Annotated in this window: 15 protein-coding genes; 4 read left to right on the forward strand and 11 right to left on the reverse strand. The window is 72.7% G+C overall.

What is annotated here, in order from left to right; all coding sequences use genetic code 11:
* Positions 1-2: 2 nt before the first annotated feature.
* The gene (locus QWM81_RS22095; protein WP_290113987.1) at positions 3-1,151 is read left to right on the forward strand and encodes an acyltransferase family protein; all 1,149 of its coding nucleotides are present in this window, start codon (positions 3-5) and stop codon (positions 1,149-1,151) included.
* Positions 1,152-1,229: 78 nt separating this feature from the next.
* On the opposite strand, the gene QWM81_RS22100 is transcribed toward QWM81_RS22095, so the two are convergent.
* The 4 genes from QWM81_RS22100 to QWM81_RS22115 all read right to left on the reverse strand — a co-directional run bounded on the left by QWM81_RS22100 (position 1,230) and on the right by QWM81_RS22115 (position 5,822).
* Complete coding sequence (locus QWM81_RS22100; protein ID WP_290113988.1) at positions 1,230-2,219, reverse strand: malate dehydrogenase; 990 nt, start codon at positions 2,217-2,219, stop codon at positions 1,230-1,232.
* A 455-nt stretch (positions 2,220-2,674) separates the two neighbouring features.
* Positions 2,675-3,895, reverse strand: coding sequence for an NADP-dependent isocitrate dehydrogenase (locus tag QWM81_RS22105; RefSeq protein WP_290113989.1), 1,221 nt, complete (start codon positions 3,893-3,895; stop codon positions 2,675-2,677).
* A gap of 161 nt (positions 3,896-4,056) precedes the next feature.
* On the reverse strand, positions 4,057-4,932 hold the full coding sequence (locus tag QWM81_RS22110; RefSeq protein WP_435372421.1) for a DUF3017 domain-containing protein: 876 nt from the start codon (positions 4,930-4,932) through the stop codon (positions 4,057-4,059).
* A gap of 23 nt (positions 4,933-4,955) precedes the next feature.
* Positions 4,956-5,822: a bifunctional methylenetetrahydrofolate dehydrogenase/methenyltetrahydrofolate cyclohydrolase gene (locus tag QWM81_RS22115; protein ID WP_290113990.1), complete on the reverse strand. Its 867-nt coding sequence runs from the start codon at positions 5,820-5,822 to the stop codon at positions 4,956-4,958.
* A gap of 236 nt (positions 5,823-6,058) precedes the next feature.
* On the opposite strand from QWM81_RS22115, the gene QWM81_RS22120 reads away from it, so the two are divergent.
* Complete coding sequence (locus QWM81_RS22120) at positions 6,059-6,751, forward strand: RDD family protein (protein WP_290113991.1); 693 nt, start codon at positions 6,059-6,061, stop codon at positions 6,749-6,751.
* A gap of 120 nt (positions 6,752-6,871) precedes the next feature.
* On the opposite strand, the gene purH is transcribed toward QWM81_RS22120, so the two are convergent.
* On the reverse strand, positions 6,872-8,425 hold the full coding sequence (gene purH, locus QWM81_RS22125) for a bifunctional phosphoribosylaminoimidazolecarboxamide formyltransferase/IMP cyclohydrolase (RefSeq protein WP_290113992.1): 1,554 nt from the start codon (positions 8,423-8,425) through the stop codon (positions 6,872-6,874).
* The gene (gene purN / locus QWM81_RS22130; RefSeq protein ID WP_290113993.1) at positions 8,412-9,035 is read right to left on the reverse strand and encodes a phosphoribosylglycinamide formyltransferase; all 624 of its coding nucleotides are present in this window, start codon (positions 9,033-9,035) and stop codon (positions 8,412-8,414) included. The genes purH and purN overlap by 14 nt, the downstream gene beginning before the upstream one ends.
* 256 nt (positions 9,036-9,291) lie before the next feature.
* Here purN and QWM81_RS22135 point away from each other — a divergent pair, with 256 nt between their 5' ends.
* The gene (locus QWM81_RS22135) at positions 9,292-10,065 is read left to right on the forward strand and encodes a hypothetical protein (protein ID WP_290113994.1); all 774 of its coding nucleotides are present in this window, start codon (positions 9,292-9,294) and stop codon (positions 10,063-10,065) included.
* A 25-nt stretch (positions 10,066-10,090) separates the two neighbouring features.
* On the opposite strand, the gene QWM81_RS22140 is transcribed toward QWM81_RS22135, so the two are convergent.
* Positions 10,091-11,971 carry a cell division protein PerM gene (locus tag QWM81_RS22140; protein ID WP_290113995.1) on the reverse strand — a complete coding sequence of 627 codons (1,881 nt, stop codon included), beginning with the start codon at positions 11,969-11,971 and terminating at the stop codon, positions 10,091-10,093.
* Between the two features lie 116 nt (positions 11,972-12,087).
* Here QWM81_RS22140 and QWM81_RS22145 point away from each other — a divergent pair, with 116 nt between their 5' ends.
* Positions 12,088-13,197, forward strand: coding sequence for a helix-turn-helix domain-containing protein (locus QWM81_RS22145; RefSeq protein ID WP_290113996.1), 1,110 nt, complete (start codon positions 12,088-12,090; stop codon positions 13,195-13,197).
* A gap of 187 nt (positions 13,198-13,384) precedes the next feature.
* On the opposite strand, the gene sucD is transcribed toward QWM81_RS22145, so the two are convergent.
* The 4 genes from sucD to QWM81_RS22165 all read right to left on the reverse strand — a co-directional run bounded on the left by sucD (position 13,385) and on the right by QWM81_RS22165 (position 17,810).
* Complete coding sequence (gene sucD / locus QWM81_RS22150; protein WP_290113997.1) at positions 13,385-14,269, reverse strand: succinate--CoA ligase subunit alpha; 885 nt, start codon at positions 14,267-14,269, stop codon at positions 13,385-13,387.
* Between the two features lie 20 nt (positions 14,270-14,289).
* Positions 14,290-15,468, reverse strand: coding sequence for an ADP-forming succinate--CoA ligase subunit beta (sucC, locus tag QWM81_RS22155; protein ID WP_290113999.1), 1,179 nt, complete (start codon positions 15,466-15,468; stop codon positions 14,290-14,292).
* Between the two features lie 397 nt (positions 15,469-15,865).
* Positions 15,866-16,777 carry a hypothetical protein gene (locus QWM81_RS22160; RefSeq protein ID WP_290114000.1) on the reverse strand — a complete coding sequence of 304 codons (912 nt, stop codon included), beginning with the start codon at positions 16,775-16,777 and terminating at the stop codon, positions 15,866-15,868.
* Between the two features lie 94 nt (positions 16,778-16,871).
* Positions 16,872-17,810, reverse strand: a complete 939-nt coding sequence (locus QWM81_RS22165) for a hypothetical protein (RefSeq protein WP_290114001.1) — start codon at positions 17,808-17,810, stop codon at positions 16,872-16,874.
* Between the last annotated feature and the right edge of the window lie 80 nt (positions 17,811-17,890).

The following is a 17,890-nucleotide window of genomic DNA, read 5'->3' on the forward strand; positions in this document are numbered from 1 at the left end:
GCATGCGCAGCAGCGACCGCGTCTATCTCGCCCCCGTCGACCATCTGCGCGCCGCCGCCGCCGTACTGGTCGTGCTCTACCACGGGTGCCAGCTCCTCGGCGCGCGCATCGAGGGCCGGGACTTCAGGCCGGTGACCGACTGGCTGTACTCCACCAACCCCGCCGCCACCCTCGTCTTCGAAGGGCACACGGGCGTCGCCCTGTTCATGGTCCTGTCCGGCTTTATCTTCACCGTGGGCGCGCACGGAAAGCCCGTCCGCTACGGCCGCTTCCTGACCAACCGGCTGCTGCGCGTCTACCCGCTCTACCTGGTCATCGCCGTCCTGGGCATGGCCACGCACATCGCCATACCCACGTTCCAGGACCTGCTGCGGATCCTGACGTTCGCCGCGCCCGCCCAGCCGTACGGGGGCGTCTTCTGGACCCTGTGCGTGGAGATGCAGTTCTACCTGGTCTTCCCGCTGCTCAACCGGCTCCTCACCGAGCGCGGGCCCGGCGCCCTGCTGCGGCTGCTGGCGGCGGTCTCGCTGCTGCGGGCGCTGGTGTGGCTGAGCAGCCCGGCGCCCGAGCCGCACACGGCCGCGCTGTACCTGGGCCTGGCCGGGCGCATCGACCAGTTCCTGCTGGGGATGCTCGCCGCCTGGCTGTACCTGCACCACCGGGGCCGTCTGCGGAACCGCTGGCTGCCTCCCGCCGCCCTCACCCTGGCGGTGGGACTGCTGTGGTCGTTCAACCAGGTCCACGGGTTCGTCTCCGACAGCCCGCTGAAGCTGGCCTGGAGCAGTGCGGAGGGGGCCGTCTGGGCGCTGGTGGTGGCGGCGTACGTGGCGAACCGGGGGCCCGGCGGGGCGCTCTCTCGGGCGGCCGCCCGCCTGGGCGAGGTCAGCTTCTCGGTGTACCTGACGCACTTCATGGTGCTGACGGTGATCTGCGAGTACGGGTACGGGTGGCTTCCGCGCGGGCTGCCGCCGGTGTGGGGCGCGTTCCTGGTCACGCTGCTGGTGGCTCTGCCGGTGACGGTGGGCCTGTCGTTCCTGACGTACCACGCCATCGAACTGCCGTTCCTGCGGCTGCGGCGGCCGTACGTGGGCGGGGCACCCGTCGTGGAGACACCGCGCCCCCGGCAGCGGGAGAGCTACCGGGGGCGCTGAGCGGTTCTGGCGATCGGGTCAGCCAGGTCAGGTCAGCCGGGTCAGGTCAGCCGGGTGAGATCAGGCCGGATCACCGGATCAGATCAGGCCCAGGCCGCGCACCGCGTCGCGCTCCTCGACGAGCTCGGCGACCGAGGCGTCGATGCGCGCACGCGAGAACTCGTTGATGTTCAGGCCCTGGACGATCTCGTACTTGCCGTCCTTGCAGGTCACCGGGAAGGAGGAGATCAGGCCCTCCGGGACGCCGTAGGAGCCGTCCGACGGGATGCCCATGGAGGTCCAGTCGCCGTCGGCGGTGCCGTTGACCCAGGTGAAGACGTGGTCGAGGGCGGCGTTCGCGGCGGAGGCGGCGGAGGAGGCGCCACGGGCCTCGATGATCGCCGCACCGCGCTTGGCGACGGTCGGGATGAAGGTGTCCGCCAGCCACTGCTGGTCGCTCACGACCTCGGCGGCGTTCTTGCCGGCGATCTCCGCGTGGAAGATGTCGGGGTACTGGGTGGCCGAGTGGTTGCCCCAGATCGTCAGCTTCTTGATGTCGGTGACCGCAGCGCCGGTCTTCTTCGCCAGCTGCGAGATGGCCCGGTTGTGGTCCAGGCGGGTCATCGCGGTGAAGCGCTCGGCCGGTACGTCCGGCGCGGCGGCCTGCGCGATGAGCGCGTTGGTGTTGGCCGGGTTGCCGACGACGAGGACCTTGATGTCGTCCGCGGCGTTGTCGTTGATGGCCTTGCCCTGCGGCTTGAAGATGCCGCCGTTGGCCTCCAGCAGGTCGCCGCGCTCCATGCCCTTCGTACGCGGGCGGGCACCCACGAGGAGGGCCACGTTGGCGCCGTCGAACGCGACGTTCGGGTCGTCGGTGATCTCGATGCCGCGCAGCAGCGGGAAGGCGCAGTCGTCGAGCTCCATGGCGGTGCCCTCGGCGGCCTTGAGGCCCTGCGGGATCTCCAGGAGGCGGAGCTTGACCGGCACGTCCGCGCCGAGCAGGTGGCCGGAGGCGATGCGGAAGAGGAGCGCGTAACCGATCTGGCCGGCCGCGCCGGTGACGGTGACATTCACGGGAGTGCGGGTCATGGCGATCTCCGTAAGACAGCTGGCGGTGGGGGTCCCTGCCCCTGGTGCTGGACATCCTTACTGATCGATCGGTGTCTCGACGTGAAGAGATATCCAGCGGTCAGGCTATCCGACCCGGACCCCCCTCAACCGCCGCCCCCTTGTGTCGCGGCTCACTGCCTCCCGGTGCGGCCCACGGTGCCGTTTCTCCGGCGTGGCGCAGGCCCTGAGCCGGGCTCACGGGTGGGTGAGTGTCTCGCGCTCGTCGCGGGCCGATCACACCATGGCGGAATGGTCACCTCCGTGCCACAGGGCCCGGACACGTCTTGATCCAGCTTGGCGCCCGCGTGACGCTTTACGCAGGCCACGGCGCCCGTCCTGCTCGGGGGAGAGGACGGGCGCCGCGACCGGTGACGGGAGACAGGAGACGGGAGCGGTGACCGGAGACAGGAGACGGGAGCGGGAGACGGCACGGCTCAGGCGGAGACCATTTTCTTCTGCACATTGGTGTCGACGGCCTCCAGGAACTGCTCCGTGGTCAGCCACGGGTGGTCCCGGGAGATCAGCTGCGCCAGGTCCTTGGTCATCTGACCGCCCTCGACGGTCTCGACACAGACCTGCTCCAGGGTCTGCGCGAACCGGGTCACCTCGGGGGTGCCGTCCAGCCTGCCGCGGTGCGCGAGGCCACGGGTCCAGGCGAAGACGGAGGCGATCGGATTGGTCGAGGTGGCCTTGCCCTGCTGGTGGCGGCGGTAGTGGCGGGTGACCGTGCCGTGCGCCGCCTCGGCCTCGACGGTCCGGCCGTCGGGGGACATCAGCACCGAGGTCATCAGCCCGAGGGAGCCGAACCCCTGGGCCACCAGATCCGACTGGACGTCACCGTCGTAGTTCTTGCACGCCCAGACGTAACCGCCCTCCCACTTCAGTGCCGAGGCGACCATGTCGTCGATGAGACGGTGCTCGTAGGTCAGGCCCGCCCGGTCGAACGCGGCCTTGAACTCGGCGTCGAAGACCTCCTGGAAGAGGTCCTTGAAGCGCCCGTCGTACTTCTTCAGGACCGTGTTCTTCGTGGACATGTAGACCGGGTAGCCACGGTCCAGGCCGTAGCGGAACGAGGCACGCGCGAAGTCGCGGATCGACTCGTCCTCGTTGTACATGGCCAGCGCGACACCGGAGTCCGGGAACTCGTGGACCTCCAGCTCGACCGGCTCGGAGCCGTCCTTCGGGGTGAACGTCATGGTGAGCGTGCCCGGGCCGGGGACCTTGAGGTCGGTGGCGCGGTACTGGTCGCCGAAGGCGTGACGGCCGACGACGATCGGCTTGGTCCAGCCGGGGACGAGCCGGGGCACGTTGCTCATGATGATCGGCTCGCGGAAGATCACGCCACGGATGATGTCGCGGACGGTGGCGTTGGGCGAGCGGTACATCGCCCTGAGGCCGAACTCCGCGACACGCGCCTCGTCCGGGGTGATCGTGGCGCACTTGACTCCGACGCCGTACTGCTTGATGGCGTGGGCGGCGTCGACGGTGACCTGGTCGCGGGTGGCGTCGCGGTGCTCGATGCCGAGGTCGAAGTACCTCAGATCGACATCGAGGTACGGCAGGATCAGCTTGTCCTTGATGACGTGCCAGATGATGCGGGCCATCTCGTCGCCGTCGAGCTCGACGACGGGGTTGGCTACCTTGATCTTGGCCATGTGGCGGTACGTCCCTCTCGCGCGACGACGACCTCTCTCGGCATCAAGGTACTCACGGTGGGGTCGGTACGCCGGGACCTACGGCCGTCGACCCACCTGCGTCGACCCGCCTGTCAGCGCACCGAGAGGGTCAGCGCCCGAGAAGGTCGGCACCGAGAAGGTCAGCGCACCGCGAAGCGGACGGCTTCCTCCAGGAACGGGATCTCCAGCCACGGCTTCGGCTGGGTCATCAGGGCGAGCAGCACGATGGTCCCGCCCAGCACGCCGTACGCGGCCATGTCGGTGAAGCGCGACCGTACGGCGAGCATGCCCACGGACGGCAGCGCGCGCCGCAGCCCGGCACCGGTGAGCAGGGCGGCCCCGATGAGCAGGGCCCCGATGCGCGGCGCCTGCGGGAACGGGTCGAACCCGACGACCAGCAGGCCGAGCGCGGCCATCCCGAGCACGGTGAGCAACGGCCACTGCCGCGCGGGCGCCGGCGCGTCCCCAGGAGCGGCCCGCCCACCGCCCTCGGGCCGCGCGGTGCCCCGCGTCACGGTCGGCGGCCGCCGCGACCCCCCACCCCGGCGCGCCTCGGGCCGCGCCGCCTCAGGTGAGCGGGGGCGGTCGCCGCCGGCACGATCGGCGGCCGCGGGACGGTCAGTGGCGGAACGGTCAGTGGCGGGACGGTCAGCGCCGGTGGCACGGCCCGTGGCGGGACGGCCGGCCGGCGGCACGTCACCGCCGGCGGGGCGGCCGGCGGCCGTGGCACGGCCCTCGGCAGGAGGGTGACCGGCAGGACGGTCACCGGCCGGGGAAGGGGCCGTCGCGGGGTCATCGGCGTCGGCGGCGGCAGGGGCCCCGGTGGGGCCGTCTCCCGCCTCCGCGTCGGCGTCGGCGGGCCGCCCGGCCGCCGGAGCCCCGGCCTTCAGGGGGCCGGGGCCCTCGGAACCGTCGCCGCGCGACGCGGCGCCGCCCGCGCCCCCCGCGGGGGCACCCGCAGCTTCCGCCGCCGCGGCACCGGTGCCGGCGGGATCGTCGTTCGCCCGTACGCCCATGGGGTCGCCCTCTCCGGTCCGGCTCAGCTCGCGGTGGCGTTCGCGGCGCGCTCGGCCGCCTCGACGACGTTGACCAGCAGCTGCGCGCGGGTCATCGGACCGACGCCGCCCGGGTTGGGGGCGCGCCAGCCGGCCACCTCGTTGACGCCGGGGTGTACGTCGCCCACGATCTTGCCGCTCTCGTCGCGGCTGACGCCGACGTCCAGCACCGCCGCGCCGGGCTTGACGTCCTCGGGCTTGATCAGGTGCGGCACGCCCGCCGCCGCCACGATGATGTCCGCCCGCCGCAGGTGCGAGGCGAGGTCGCGCGTACCCGTGTGGCACTGCGTGACGGTCGCGTTCTCGGACTTGCGGGTGAGCAGCAGCGGCATCGGGCGCCCGATCGTCGTACCGCGGCCGACGACCACGACCTCCGCGCCGTTGATCTCGACGCCGTGCGCGCGCAGCAGCGTGATGATGCCGTTCGGCGTGCAGGGCAGCGGGGCGGGCTCATTGAGCACCAGGCGGCCGAGGTTCATCGGGTGCAGACCGTCGGCGTCCTTGGCCGGGTCCATGAGTTCGAGGATGCGGTTCTCGTCGATGCCCTTGGGGAGCGGCAGCTGCACGATGTAACCCGTGCAGGCGGGGTCCTCGTTGAGCTCGCGCACGACCGCCTCGATCTCCTCCTGCGTGGCGGTGGCGGGCAGTTCGCGCTGGATGGAGGCGATGCCGACCTCGGCGCAGTCGCGGTGCTTGCCCGCGACGTACTTCTGGCTGCCCGGGTCGTCACCGACCAGCACAGTGCCGAGGCCGGGGGTGATGCCCTTGGCCTTGAGGTCCGCCACGCGGGCGGTCAGTTCGGACTTGATCGCTGCGGCGGTGGCCTTGCCATCGAGAATCTGGGCGGTCATGTGCCCATACTCGCGGATGACCCCGCCCCTGTTCCAATTCGGTCCCCGCCGGAGGAACAGCGGGTTGCACTTGCACAACACCTGACGATTCCGACTGGACAAAAACAAGACGATACGACCACGATGAGCCGCGCAGTGCCGCGGGCAGTGCCGGGGGGCAGAACCGCTTCAATATTTGTGAGAGTTCCTCCGCGCGGGCCGCGCCGTCCCCGCACTACCAACGGAGGAAACCCGCCATGAGTTTTGGCGACCCGAACAACCCCTATGGCCAGCAGCCCCCGCAGGGCCAGCCCGGTTACGGCCAGCAGCCCCCGCAGGGCCAGCCGGGCTACGGCCAGCCCCAGCCGGGTCAGCAGGGTCAGCCGGGCTACGGCTACCCGCAGCAGGCGCCCCAGGGTGTGCCGCCGCAGCAGGGCTACGGCTACCCCCAGCCGCCTCAGCCGCCTCAGCCCTACGGCGCCTACCCGCAGCAGCCCGGGATGCCGGGCATGCCCGGCATGGGCGGCGGCATGCCGCCGCTGGCCCACTGGGGCCAGCGCGTCGGCGGCTACCTGCTCGACATGCTGATCATCCTCGGTCCGATGTACGCGCTGGTGGGCATCGACGCCGCCATGAGCGGCTCGGGTGAGCCCAGCGGTGTCCTCAGCTTCGTCGGCATGCTGTACGGCCTCGGCATGGGCTTGTTCCAGATCTACAAGGAGGGCAAGACCGGTCAGTCGATCGGTAAGAAGGTCCTCGGGATCAGCCTGCACAAGGAGGCCGACGGCCGCACGCTGGGCTTCGGCATGGCATTCGTCCGCAAGCTGGCGCACATGCTGGACAGCTTCGCCTGCTACCTCGGCTGGCTGTGGCCGCTGTGGGACGCCAAGAAGCAGACCTTCGCCGACAAGGTGTGCAGCACCGTCGTCATCAAGGTCAACAAGGGCTGACACCGCCCGCCCGGCCGCCCGCCCGGCCCGACACGCACGCACGGCGAAGGCCGTAACACCCGCTTGGGAGCGGTGTGTTACGGCCTTCGCCGTTGCCTCACGCCTCCGCGTACCTCGCGGTCAGTGGAAGAAGTGGCGCGTACCGGTGAAGTACATCGTCACGCCCGCCTTGCGCGCCGCCTCGACGACCTGCTCGTCGCGGACCGAACCGCCCGGCTGGACCACGGCCTTGACGCCGGCCTCGGTGAGGATCTCCAGGCCGTCGGGGAACGGGAAGAACGCGTCGGACGCGGCGTACGAGCCACGGGCACGCTCCTCGCCCGCGCGCTCGACCGCGAGCTTGGCGGAGTCGACGCGGTTGACCTGGCCCATGCCCACGCCGACGCTCGCGCCGTCCTTGGCGAGCAGGATCGCGTTGGACTTGACCGCGCGGCAGGCCCGCCACGCGAAGGCCAGTTCGGCGAGTTCGGCCTCCGGCAGGGCCTCGCCGGTGGCCAGCGTCCAGTTGGCGGGGTCGTCGCCTTCTGCCTGGAGGCGGTCGGTCACCTGGAGCAGCGCGCCGCCGTCGATCGGCTTGACCTCGACGGGGTTGGCGGGCGCGCCCTCGGCGCGCAGCACGCGGATGTTCTTCTTACGGGCGAGGACCTCAACGGCCCCGTCCTCGTAGTCCGGCGCGACGATGACCTCGGTGAAGATCTCGGCGACCTGCTCGGCCATCGCCACCGACACCGGGCGGTTGACGGCGATCACGCCGCCGAAGGCCGAGAGCGGGTCGCAGGCGTGCGCCTTGCGGTGCGCCTCGGCGACGTCGGCGCCGATCGCGATGCCGCACGGGTTCGCGTGCTTGATGATCGCGACGCACGGCTCGGTGTGGTCGTACGCGGCCCGGCGCGCGGCGTCGGTGTCCGTGTAGTTGTTGTACGACATCTCCTTGCCGTGCAGTTGCTCGGCCTCGGCGAGGCCCCCGGTGCCGTCCACGTAGAGCGCGGCGCCCTGGTGCGGGTTCTCGCCGTAGCGCAGCACGTTCTCGCGGGTGTACGTGGCACCGAGGAAGTCGGGGAAGCCGCTGTCGTCGGCGGCGGCGTAGTCGTCGGCGAACCAGGACGCGACGGCGACGTCGTACGCGGCGGTGTGCTGGAACGCCTCGGCGGCCAGGCGCTTGCGGGCGGCCAGGTCGAAGCCGCCGGACGTGACGGCCTTGAGCACGTCCGCGTACCGCGCGGGCGAGGTGACGACCGCGACGGAGGGGTGGTTCTTGGCGGCGGCGCGGACCATGGAGGGGCCGCCGATGTCGATCTGCTCGACGCACTCGTCGGGGGCGGCGCCCGAGGCGACCGTCTCGCGGAACGGGTACAGGTTCACGACGACCAACTCGAACGGCTCGACACCCAGCTCGGCGAGCTGCTCGCGGTGTGCGTCCAGGCGCAGGTCGGCGAGGATCCCGGCGTGCACGCGCGAGTGCAGGGTCTTGACGCGGCCGTCCAGGCACTCGGGGAAGCCGGTCAGCTCCTCGACCTTGGTGACCGGGACACCGGCGGCGGCGATCCTCGCCGCGGTGGAGCCGGTGGAGACCAGCTCGACGCCGTTCTCGTGCAGCCCGCGGGCGAGCTCCTCCAGCCCCGTCTTGTCGTAGACACTGATCAACGCGCGACGGATGGGCTTATTCACCGACATGAACCTTTCGTCCCTCAATGCGGTAGCCGTGCCGGGCCAGACGCCCCACGACCTCGACGAGCAGCGTGCGCTCGACTTCCTTGATGCGCTCGTGGAGAGCGGCTTCGTCGTCCTCGTCCCGTACCTCGACCACGCCCTGGGCGATGATCGGGCCGGTGTCGACGCCGTCGTCGACGAAGTGGACGGTGCATCCGGTGACCTTCACGCCGTACGCGAGCGCGTCCCGCACTCCATGGGCACCGGGAAAACTGGGCAGCAGGGCGGGGTGGGTGTTGACGATCCGCCCGCCGAAACGCGCCAGGAATTCCTTCCCGACGATCTTCATGAAGCCGGCCGAGACGACGAGGTCCGGTGCGTACGCGGCGGTCGCCTCGGTGAGCGCGTGGTCCCACTCGCCGCGGGTGGCGTAGTCCTTGACCTTGCACACGAAGGTCGGCAGCCCGGCACGCTCGGCACGCTCCAGGCCGGCGATGTCGTCGCGGTCGGCGCCGACCGCGACGATCTCGGCCCCGTATCCGTCCGGATCGGCGGCGATGGCGTCGAGGAGGGCCTGGAGGTTCGTCCCCGAACCGGAGACCAGGACGACGAGGCGGGCGGCAGCGTCAGCCACAGGGGGACTCTTTTCGCATTGCGGCTTCGTGAAGCGGTGATCTTTGTGTGGTCGTACGAACGAATCACGCCCTCCGATACGGGGAACTCTACGAAGGGGCCGACCGTCAGCAACGATACCGGCACACCGAGCCGCCCCCGCGGGACGGGGGCGGAGCCGGGGGGTAGCGTCTGGGGACAGGGCCGTCCCCGAACGGACGGACACGACGACACAAGACCCCTTTATGTACCGGGTCTGAGGGGAAGACGTTCACCACATGCCGGACCGACGCCGCCGCACGGCCATCCACCTCCTGCCGCGGGAACGCCAGTCCACGGACTCCAGGGACGACAACAATCCGTTCGCCCCGCCGCCCGAGGGCAGGCCCGACCAGCCCTGGCAGCCGCGCCGGCCCGCGAACGGCGACGACTCGTCAGGATCGGGCTCAGGGTCGGGCTCCTCGGAGTCGCCCGATGGCGACCGTGACGGTGACCGCGACCGCCCGGCCTGGGGCAGCCAGTGGAGCCCGCGGCAGCCGGGGCGTTCCTCCGGCGGCTTCGGCAGCCGCCCGAACGCCGACCAGCAGGGCGGCGGCGGTCAGGGCGGCCAGGAGGGGCCCGGCCTGCGGTGGGACCCCACGGACCCGTCCCAGCGCCGCGCGCGCTACGCGCTGCTCTCCGGCATGTGGGCGTTCTTCTTCGCGATCTTCGACTTCCCGGAGATCGCCCTGCTGCTGGGCGCCCTGGCGCTGTACTGGGGCGTCAGCTCCCTGCGCGCCAAGCCCCGCCCGGCCGCTCGGCCCGCCCTGGACGGCACCACACCCCCGCCCGGCCCGCCCCCGGGCTCGGGCCGCCCGCAGACGACCGCCGCGGTGAGCGGCCTGGTCACGGCGGCCCTCGCGCTGACGATCGTGGCGGCGACGTTCACGATCCAGCTCGTGTACCGGGACTACTACACGTGCGTGGACGACGCCCTGACCAAGACGGGCCAACTGTCATGCAACGAACTGCTCCCCGAACCCCTGCGGGACGTCTTCGGCGTCCAGGAGTAACCGTCCGGGCGGGATGCCGGGGCCGCTAGCGCTCCTTGGCCGCGGGGTTCTCCGGGGTTTCGGGGCCCTGCGGGTCCGCGGCGCCTCGGGGGCCGCCAGGTACACCGGGGGTCTCAGGGGCAGGGGCTTCCGGGCCGGGCTCCCGGGGTGCGGGGCTCTGCGGGGCGGCGGTAGCGACGTGTTGGGGGCGCTGGAGCGGAGGCTCCCCGGCGGGCGGGGCCTCGTCGGCTACGGCGGGCGGGTCTGCGGGGGCTTCCGGGATGCCCGGGTTCGCCGGCTGCTCGCGAGGCTCGGTCGCCGGGGCGGCAGGAGCGAGGGGGGCGGCCGGGGCCGCCGCCGGGGCAAGGGGGACCGCCGGGGCTTGCGGGACCTCCGGGGCCAGCGGAGCCTCAGGGGCATGCGGGACCAATGGGGCTGATGGGGCAAGCGGGGCGGTTGGGGCCGGCGGGACCGCTGGGGCCACCCGGCCCAGGGGGGCCATGAGGCCGCCTGAGGCTTCCTTGAGGGCCGTCCAGCGGGCTTCGCGGGCCGCCGGGTCCTCCCAGGCGGCGGGGAGGAAGTCGTACGGTTCGAAGGACGGGTCGCCGGGGTCGTCCTCGCGTGCGGGCCGCTCGCGAGGCGGTGCCGAGACCGGAGCCGGCGCGGGCTCGGGCGGTTTCGGGAGGGCCGCCCCGCCCGCCCCGCCCCGCGACCGCCACGCCCGTACCGCCAGCGCGCCCGGCAGGCCGAGCGCCGCCGTCCACGCCAGCGCGGCGCCGCCGGTGCGCCACCACACGGGGCCGAACGCCGCCAGGCGCCCCGACCCCAGCGGCCCGCCCGCGGCCGCGGCCAGCGCCGCCATCGCCGCCCCGCACAGCACCGCCGCCATCAGTGCGGCCAGCGCGGTGTCCCGTAGGCCCGCACTCCTCACCCGGCCGGTGAACCACGCGACCGTCACCCCCGCCGCGACCGGCACCGCCGCGGCCGTCCAGGTCAGCCAGCCCCCGCGCCCGTCCGCCGGCACCGCGGCCAGCAGCGGGAAGGGGGGCAGCCCGGCGGTCCCGGCTACCGCGAGCGGGGTCGCCGTCACCCCCGTACCGACCGCGAAACCGGGGCCGAGCCCGTACGACGCGCCCCACACCGCCGCGTTCGGCAGCAGCGCGACGGTCAGCAGCAACAGCGCGATCCGCCCCGACCACACGCCCGACAGGCCCAGCAGCGCCTCCCGGGCCGCCCCCGCGTGCCACACCAGCGACACCAGCACCAGCAGCGCTCCCCCGCCCACCAGCACCGCGACTCCGGCGCCCCCGGCGCGTACCGCGACGGCGACCCGGGAGCGCGCGAGCGCCACCCGCAGCCGTTCCGGCAGCCACGTCGGCAGCGGCCCCCGCGGCCGGCCGTGCGCCGTCCACACCCCGGCGGCCGCGGCGAGCGCGACGAGCGGCGGCAGGTGGAGCGCCGCGCCGAGCGGGTCGGTCGGCAGCGGCCCGCCGACCGCGTACCCCACGGCGGCGGCCGCGACGAGCAGGTAGCCGCCCGTGACGGCGCCGACCGCGCCGCGCGCCGACGGGCTGGGCCGGTCCTCGCCCGGCTCGGCGGCGTCGCGCGCGGTCCGGTACACCAGCCACGCCGGCAGCGTGACGAGCAGCAGCGGGACGACGCCGACGGGCGCGGGCGTCCCGGAGAGCGTCGCGGGGCGCGTCAGCTCCGCCCCGTGGGCGAGCAGCCACAGCCCGGCGGCGACGTGCAGCGCCCCGCCGGGACCGCTGTCGGGGTACGGGGAGCTGATCCACATCACCATCACCAGGACGGTGAGCGCGGCGAGCCCGAGCCCCGCCGCGAGCGCGCCCCGTACGCAGGACCCGGCCAGCGCGGCGGCCCGGCCGCCCTGCACCGGGGCCGGAGGGTGGTCGGTCACTTGCGTCACGGCGCCATGCTGCCAACGACACGCGCTTGATCCCCGTAACACGAGAATGGCCGGTGTGGCGCGCAATATACGTTTATGTACTTTTTCGTCGAGTGCAGTGCTGCCGGGGGCCGGCCATGACCGCCACCACGAGCGGCAGCCGTTCCGCGCCCCGGCCACCGCTGCCCACCCCCAAGGAGCGGCGCCGACTGCGCGAGGCGCGGTCGTTGACGGAGGAACAGCTCGCCCGACTCGTCGGGGTGACGCGCGCGACGGTGCGCTCCTGGGAGACGGGGCGCACGAGTCCGCGCGGGCGCAAGCGGGAGGCGTACGTGAAGCTCCTGAGCGCCGCTCCGGGCACGGAAACGGCCCATAAGCCCACGGAGCCACCTCCGCGGCCGCAACCGCGGGAGAAGGCGCGGGACAAGCCGGACCCGCCCGCCGCTCCGGCCACTCCCGCCGAGGCGTTCGACCTGCTGTACGCGCACGCCGCCCCGGCCCTCGTACGGCAGGCCTATGTGCTCACCGGGCGGCGCGGGCTGTCCCGCGAGGCCGTGGAGTACGCCTTCCACCTGGCGTGGGAGCGCTGGCCGCAGGTCGCCGTCGACCGGGACCCGGCCGGGTGGGTGCGCGTGGCGGCGCACGAGTACGCGCTGTCGCCCTGGCACCGGCTGCGCCGCTCCCACCGGCATCCCGACGGCCCCACGGCCGACCGCGCCGCCCGGGCGCTGCACGGCGCGCTGCTGGACCTGCCGCCCGCGTACCGCCGCACGCTCCTGCTCTACGACGGGCTCGGCCTGGACCTGCCGGAGACGGCCGCTGAGACGGAGGCGAGCACTCCGGCGGCCGGCAGCCGCGTACTGCGCGCCCGCGCGGTGCTCGCCGAACGCATCCCGGAGCTCGCCGACCCCACGGTCCTGCAGACACGGCTGGCGTCGCTGCTCGACAAGGGCCCGGCACTGTTGCTGGCCCCGCCCAGCACCGTACGCACGGGCAGTGAGCGCCGGGTCAGGTACTGGACCCGGGGGGCCATCGGCCTGACGGCGGTCATCGTGGCGGCGACGGCGTTCACGCTGGCCACCGCGCCGACCTCGTACCGGCCGCCGGTGGCGCCCGGCGCGGCGGTGGGCGGCGTCCCGCAGCTCAGCGGCCCGCAGCGGCTGACCCCCGCGGACGCGGCGCTGCGCGCCAGGCTGGCCACCGAGCCGGTCACCGGGCCCGCCCGCCTGGTCCCCGAGCCCCACTGACAGGCCAGGTGCGCGCCGAAGCCGAATGACGGAGAAACAGCGAAACAGCGAAAAGGCGAGAAAGAGAGAAGGCGAGAAGGCGAAACGGCGAAACACGGATGGGCCCGCTCCCGGACGACGTACATCCGGAAGCGGGCCCATCAGCCGTGCGGCAGGCCGCGCGGTGCGCGGCAGGTGAGGCGGTGGCTCAGCCGGCGAGGATGGCGCGTGCCAGCTTGGCCGTCTCGGTCGGGGTCTTGCCGACCTTGACGCCCGCGGCCTCCAGGGCCTCCTTCTTCGCCTGCGCGGTGCCGGACGAACCGGACACGATCGCACCGGCGTGGCCCATCGTCTTGCCCTCGGGGGCGGTGAAGCCCGCGACGTAGCCGACGACCGGCTTGGTGACGTTGGCCTTGATGAAGTCGGCCGCCCGCTCCTCCGCGTCGCCACCGATTTCACCGATCATCACGATCAGCTCGGTCTCGGGGTCGGCCTCGAAGGCCGCGAGCGCGTCGATGTGGGTCGTACCGATGACCGGGTCGCCACCGATGCCGACGGCCGACGAGAAGCCGATGTCACGCAGCTCGTACATCATCTGGTAGGTCAGCGTGCCGGACTTGGACACCAGACCGATCTTGCCGGGCTTGGTGATGTCGCCCGGGATGATGCCGGCGTTGGACTGGCCCGGCGTGATCAGGCCGGGGCAGTTCGGGCCGATGATCCGGGTCTTGTTGCCCTTCTTGACCGCGTACGCGTAGAAGGCGGCGGAGTCGTGGACCGCGATGCCCTCGGTGATGACGACGGCCAGCGGGATCTCGGCGTCGATGGCCTCGACCACGGCGGACTTGGCGAAGGCCGGCGGCACGAAGAGGACGGAGACGTCGGCGCCGGTCTTCTCCATCGCTTCCTCGACGGAGCCGAAGACGGGGACGGACGTGCCGTCGAAGTCGACGGTCGTGCCCGCCTTGCGCGGGTTCACGCCACCGACGATGTTGGTGCCATCACCCAGCATGAGCTTGGTGTGCTTCATGCCCGTGGCACCGGTCATGCCCTGGACGATGACCTTGGATTCCTTGGTCAGGAAGATAGCCATGGTGTTTCTGACCTCGTCCCTTACTTCGCAGCCGCGAGCTCGGCGGCCTTGTCGGCCGCGCCGTCCATGGTGTCCACGCGCTGCACGAGCGGGTGGTTGGCGTCCGACAGGATCTTGCGACCCAGCTCCGCGTTGTTGCCGTCGAGGCGCACGACCAGCGGCTTGGTGACGTCCTCGCCACGCGAGTGCAGCAGGTCAAGCGCCTGGACGATGCCGTTGGCGACCTCGTCGCAGGCGGTGATGCCGCCGAAGACGTTGACGAAGACCGACTTGACGTCCGGGTCCCCGAGGATGATCTCCAGGCCGTTCGCCATGACCTCGGCGGAGGCGCCACCGCCGATGTCGAGGAAGTTGGCGGGCTTCACGCCGCCGTGCGCCTCACCGGCGTACGCGACGACGTCGAGGGTCGACATGACCAGACCCGCGCCGTTGCCGATGATGCCGACCTCGCCGTCGAGCTTGACGTAGTTGAGGCCCTTGGCCTTGGCGGCAGCCTCGAGCGGGTTGGCTGCGGCCTTGTCCTCGAGCTCGGCGTGCTCGGGGTGGCGGAAGTCGGCGTTGGCGTCCAGGGACACCTTGCCGTCGAGGGCGATGACCCGGCCGTCGGCGACCTTGGCCAGCGGGTTGACCTCGACCAGGAGCGCGTCCTCGGCGACGAAGGTCTTCCACAGGGTCACGAGGATCTCGGCGACCTGGTCCTTGACCTCGGCCGGGAACTTCGCCGCCTCGACGATCTCGCGGGCCTTGGCCTCGGTGACACCCTCGTTGGCGTCGACCGGAATCTTCGCCAGGGCCTCGGGCTTGGTGGCCGCGACCTCCTCGATGTCCATGCCGCCCTCGACGGAGGCCATGGCGAGGAAGGTGCGGTTGGTGCGGTCGAGGAGGTACGAGACGTAGTACTCCTCGGCGATCTCGGGGGCCGTCTCGGCGATCATCACCTTGTGGACCGTGTGGCCCTTGATGTCCATGCCGAGGATCTGACCGGCCTTCTCGACCGCGTCCTGCGGGTCGGAGGCCAGCTTGACGCCGCCGGCCTTGCCTCGGCCGCCGACCTTGACCTGCGCCTTGACGACCGAACGGCCGCCCAGTCGCTCGGTCGCCTCGCGCGCCGCCTCAGGCGTGTCGATGACTTCACCGGCCAGCACCGGTACACCGTGCTTGGCGAAGAGGTCCCTCGCCTGGTACTCGAACAGGTCCACGCGCGTCCGTCCCTTTTCTGGTGATCGCGGTTCCGTTGTCTGCGTGGGCGTGCCGCGGAGGGCAACGTGACCGCTGTCACAAGGGAGGCGTACACGGTGTCCGTGGACGCGGCATGTCCGTCTCGCAGATTATCCCCGTGAGACCTGGGTCCCTAAATCGCAGATCACACCGGAGCGGTGATACCTGTCACAGGCACAGACCTCAAACGGGCGGCCCCACTGTCTGTGAGACCGCCCGTTGCTACGGATTTCGTACCGGATCAGACGCCGGTTCCGTACCGGATCAGACGCCGGTTCCGTACGGATCAGACGCCGGCTCCGCACCGGACCAGGCGTCGGTTTCCCTGGGGATCAGACGACGCACGCCGGTTTCCGTACGGAGTACGGATCGAACGCCTCAGATCCCGTAGGGGAGGTAGTCCGGGGTGACCGCGGAGACCGTGCCCTGGAGGCCGGAGACGGCGTTGCCGGCGAGCGGCTGGACGTCGGCGGTGACACCCCCCACCAGGCCGGTGGCGAAGGGCTGGACCTCGCCGGTCACGCCGTAGGCGAACGGGGCCGCCTCGTCGGCCACGCCGTACGCCAGGCCGGTGGCGGCGCCGCTCACGCCCTGCGCGACCGGCTGAACCTGGTCGGCGATGGCCTGCACCAGCGGCTGCGCGGAGCCGGTGACACCGTTCGCGAACGGCTGGACCTCGGAGGTCACACCGTCGGCGAAGGGGTACGCCTCGGAGACGACGGCCCCGGCGAACGCGGGCACCTCGGAGACCAGGTCGTCGGCGAGGACGCCCGCGTCACCGGCCGCCTGGCCGGCGACCGGCAGGGCGGACTGCACGGCGCGGTACGCGATGGGCGGCAGCGCGTCCTGGGCGGCGGCGTCCGCGACGGGGGTGGCGGTGGCGGCCGGGTCGCTGTGGACCTCGTGCGCGAACGCGGCGAGGGGGCCGAAGAGGTAGTCGATCTCGCCCTCGGCCTCGGCGCCGATGCCCTGCGCCGCCGCGGTCGCGTCCTGGGCGTACGCGGTGGCGGTGCCGGCGTCGGCCGAGACGTCCTGCTGGACCTGCTGGGACTCGGCCGTTGCGCCCTGGAGCAGCGGCTGGAGGGCGTCCTGCGTCGTGACCGTGGCGTCGGCCGTGACGTCGGCCGTGATGTCGTCGGCGACCGCGTCGGCGGCCGAGACGGCCTTGTCCGGCGTGGAGAGCGGCACCGAGACGGACACCTCGGCCGCGCTGGCCGCGGCGGTGCCGATGGCCCACATGCCGGTGGCGGTGGCGGCGACGGCTATGGAACGGCGGATGTTCTTGTTCATGCGTGCGTCGGTTTCCTTCGAATTCGGTTCTTCAGACGGCGGGCAGACCTGTCCCGCCCCCGCGCGGCAGGTCTTGAGCGGGGGGAGGTCTGCCCTAGCCGGGGAATTCGAGGATCGCGTGGGGCCGGTCGTGGGTGGGCGCGGCGGTGGTGGGCAGCGCGGCGCCGCGTATCCGTCCGCCGTACGGGTCGGCCTGCGACGCCACGGCGTGCTGGTCGCCCGGGCGCGGTGCTCCGCCGTCGCCGGCGGACTGCCGGACGGCGCCGCCGCCGCACGGGGCGGGCGCGAAGGGTGCGTCGCGGAACGCGTCGCGGGCCGTGTCGAGGGCCGCGGCGCGGGGCTGGGAGGCGCCGGGCTGGAAGGCGCGGGCGGCGTCGGCGTGCCCGTACCGGTACCCGTCCTGCGCCATCGTCGCGTACGGAGGGGCGGGCTGCGCGGGCTGCGTACGGGCGTGGGCGGCGTCGTGCCGGGCGGACACCTGCTGGGCCGCGTCCTGCTGTGCGCCGCCCGGGGCCCCGGGCACGGCGGGCGTGGCAGGCGGCAGGGCCTGCGGTGCCGGCGGAAGCGCGGCGCCCGGTACGGCGGGGACCACGGGGGCCGTGGGGGCCCTGGGTGGCTCGGAGGGCGCCGGAAGCACCCCGGCGATGTCAGGTACGGCGCCCTTGACGGGGGCGTCCTTGACGGGGGTGCCCTTGGCGGACTGGGCCACGGCCTGGATCACCGGCTCGGCGACCTCGCCGGCCGCTTCCGGCACGGCCCCGCCACCGGGCGAGCCCGTGCCCAGCATCTCCGTGCCGGGGGCGCCCGGGAGCTGCCCGCCGGCCCGCTCCACCGTGCCGGCGTGCTCGACCGCCGTGCCTGCGGCGGCGGGCGTCGTGGACGTCCGGTCCGTGGCGTGGGCACGGTCGGCGCAGAGGATCCCGAGGGTCAACAGGCCCCCGAGGAACAGCGTGACCGCCAGCGCACGCCGCGCCGCCGCCCCGCGCACCTCGCGCAGGGCGGCAACAGGCGTCACAGCTGCTGCGGCAGTCACGGTGTCCGGATTCCTCCCCCTTCGCGGAACATCGCCTTCCGCGTACGTCGCGCCGATGCTCGCACGAGCATCCCCGGGTC

The organism is Streptomyces ficellus, assembly GCF_030406405.1.
GTDB lineage: Bacteria > Actinomycetota > Actinomycetes > Streptomycetales > Streptomycetaceae > Streptomyces > Streptomyces ficellus_B.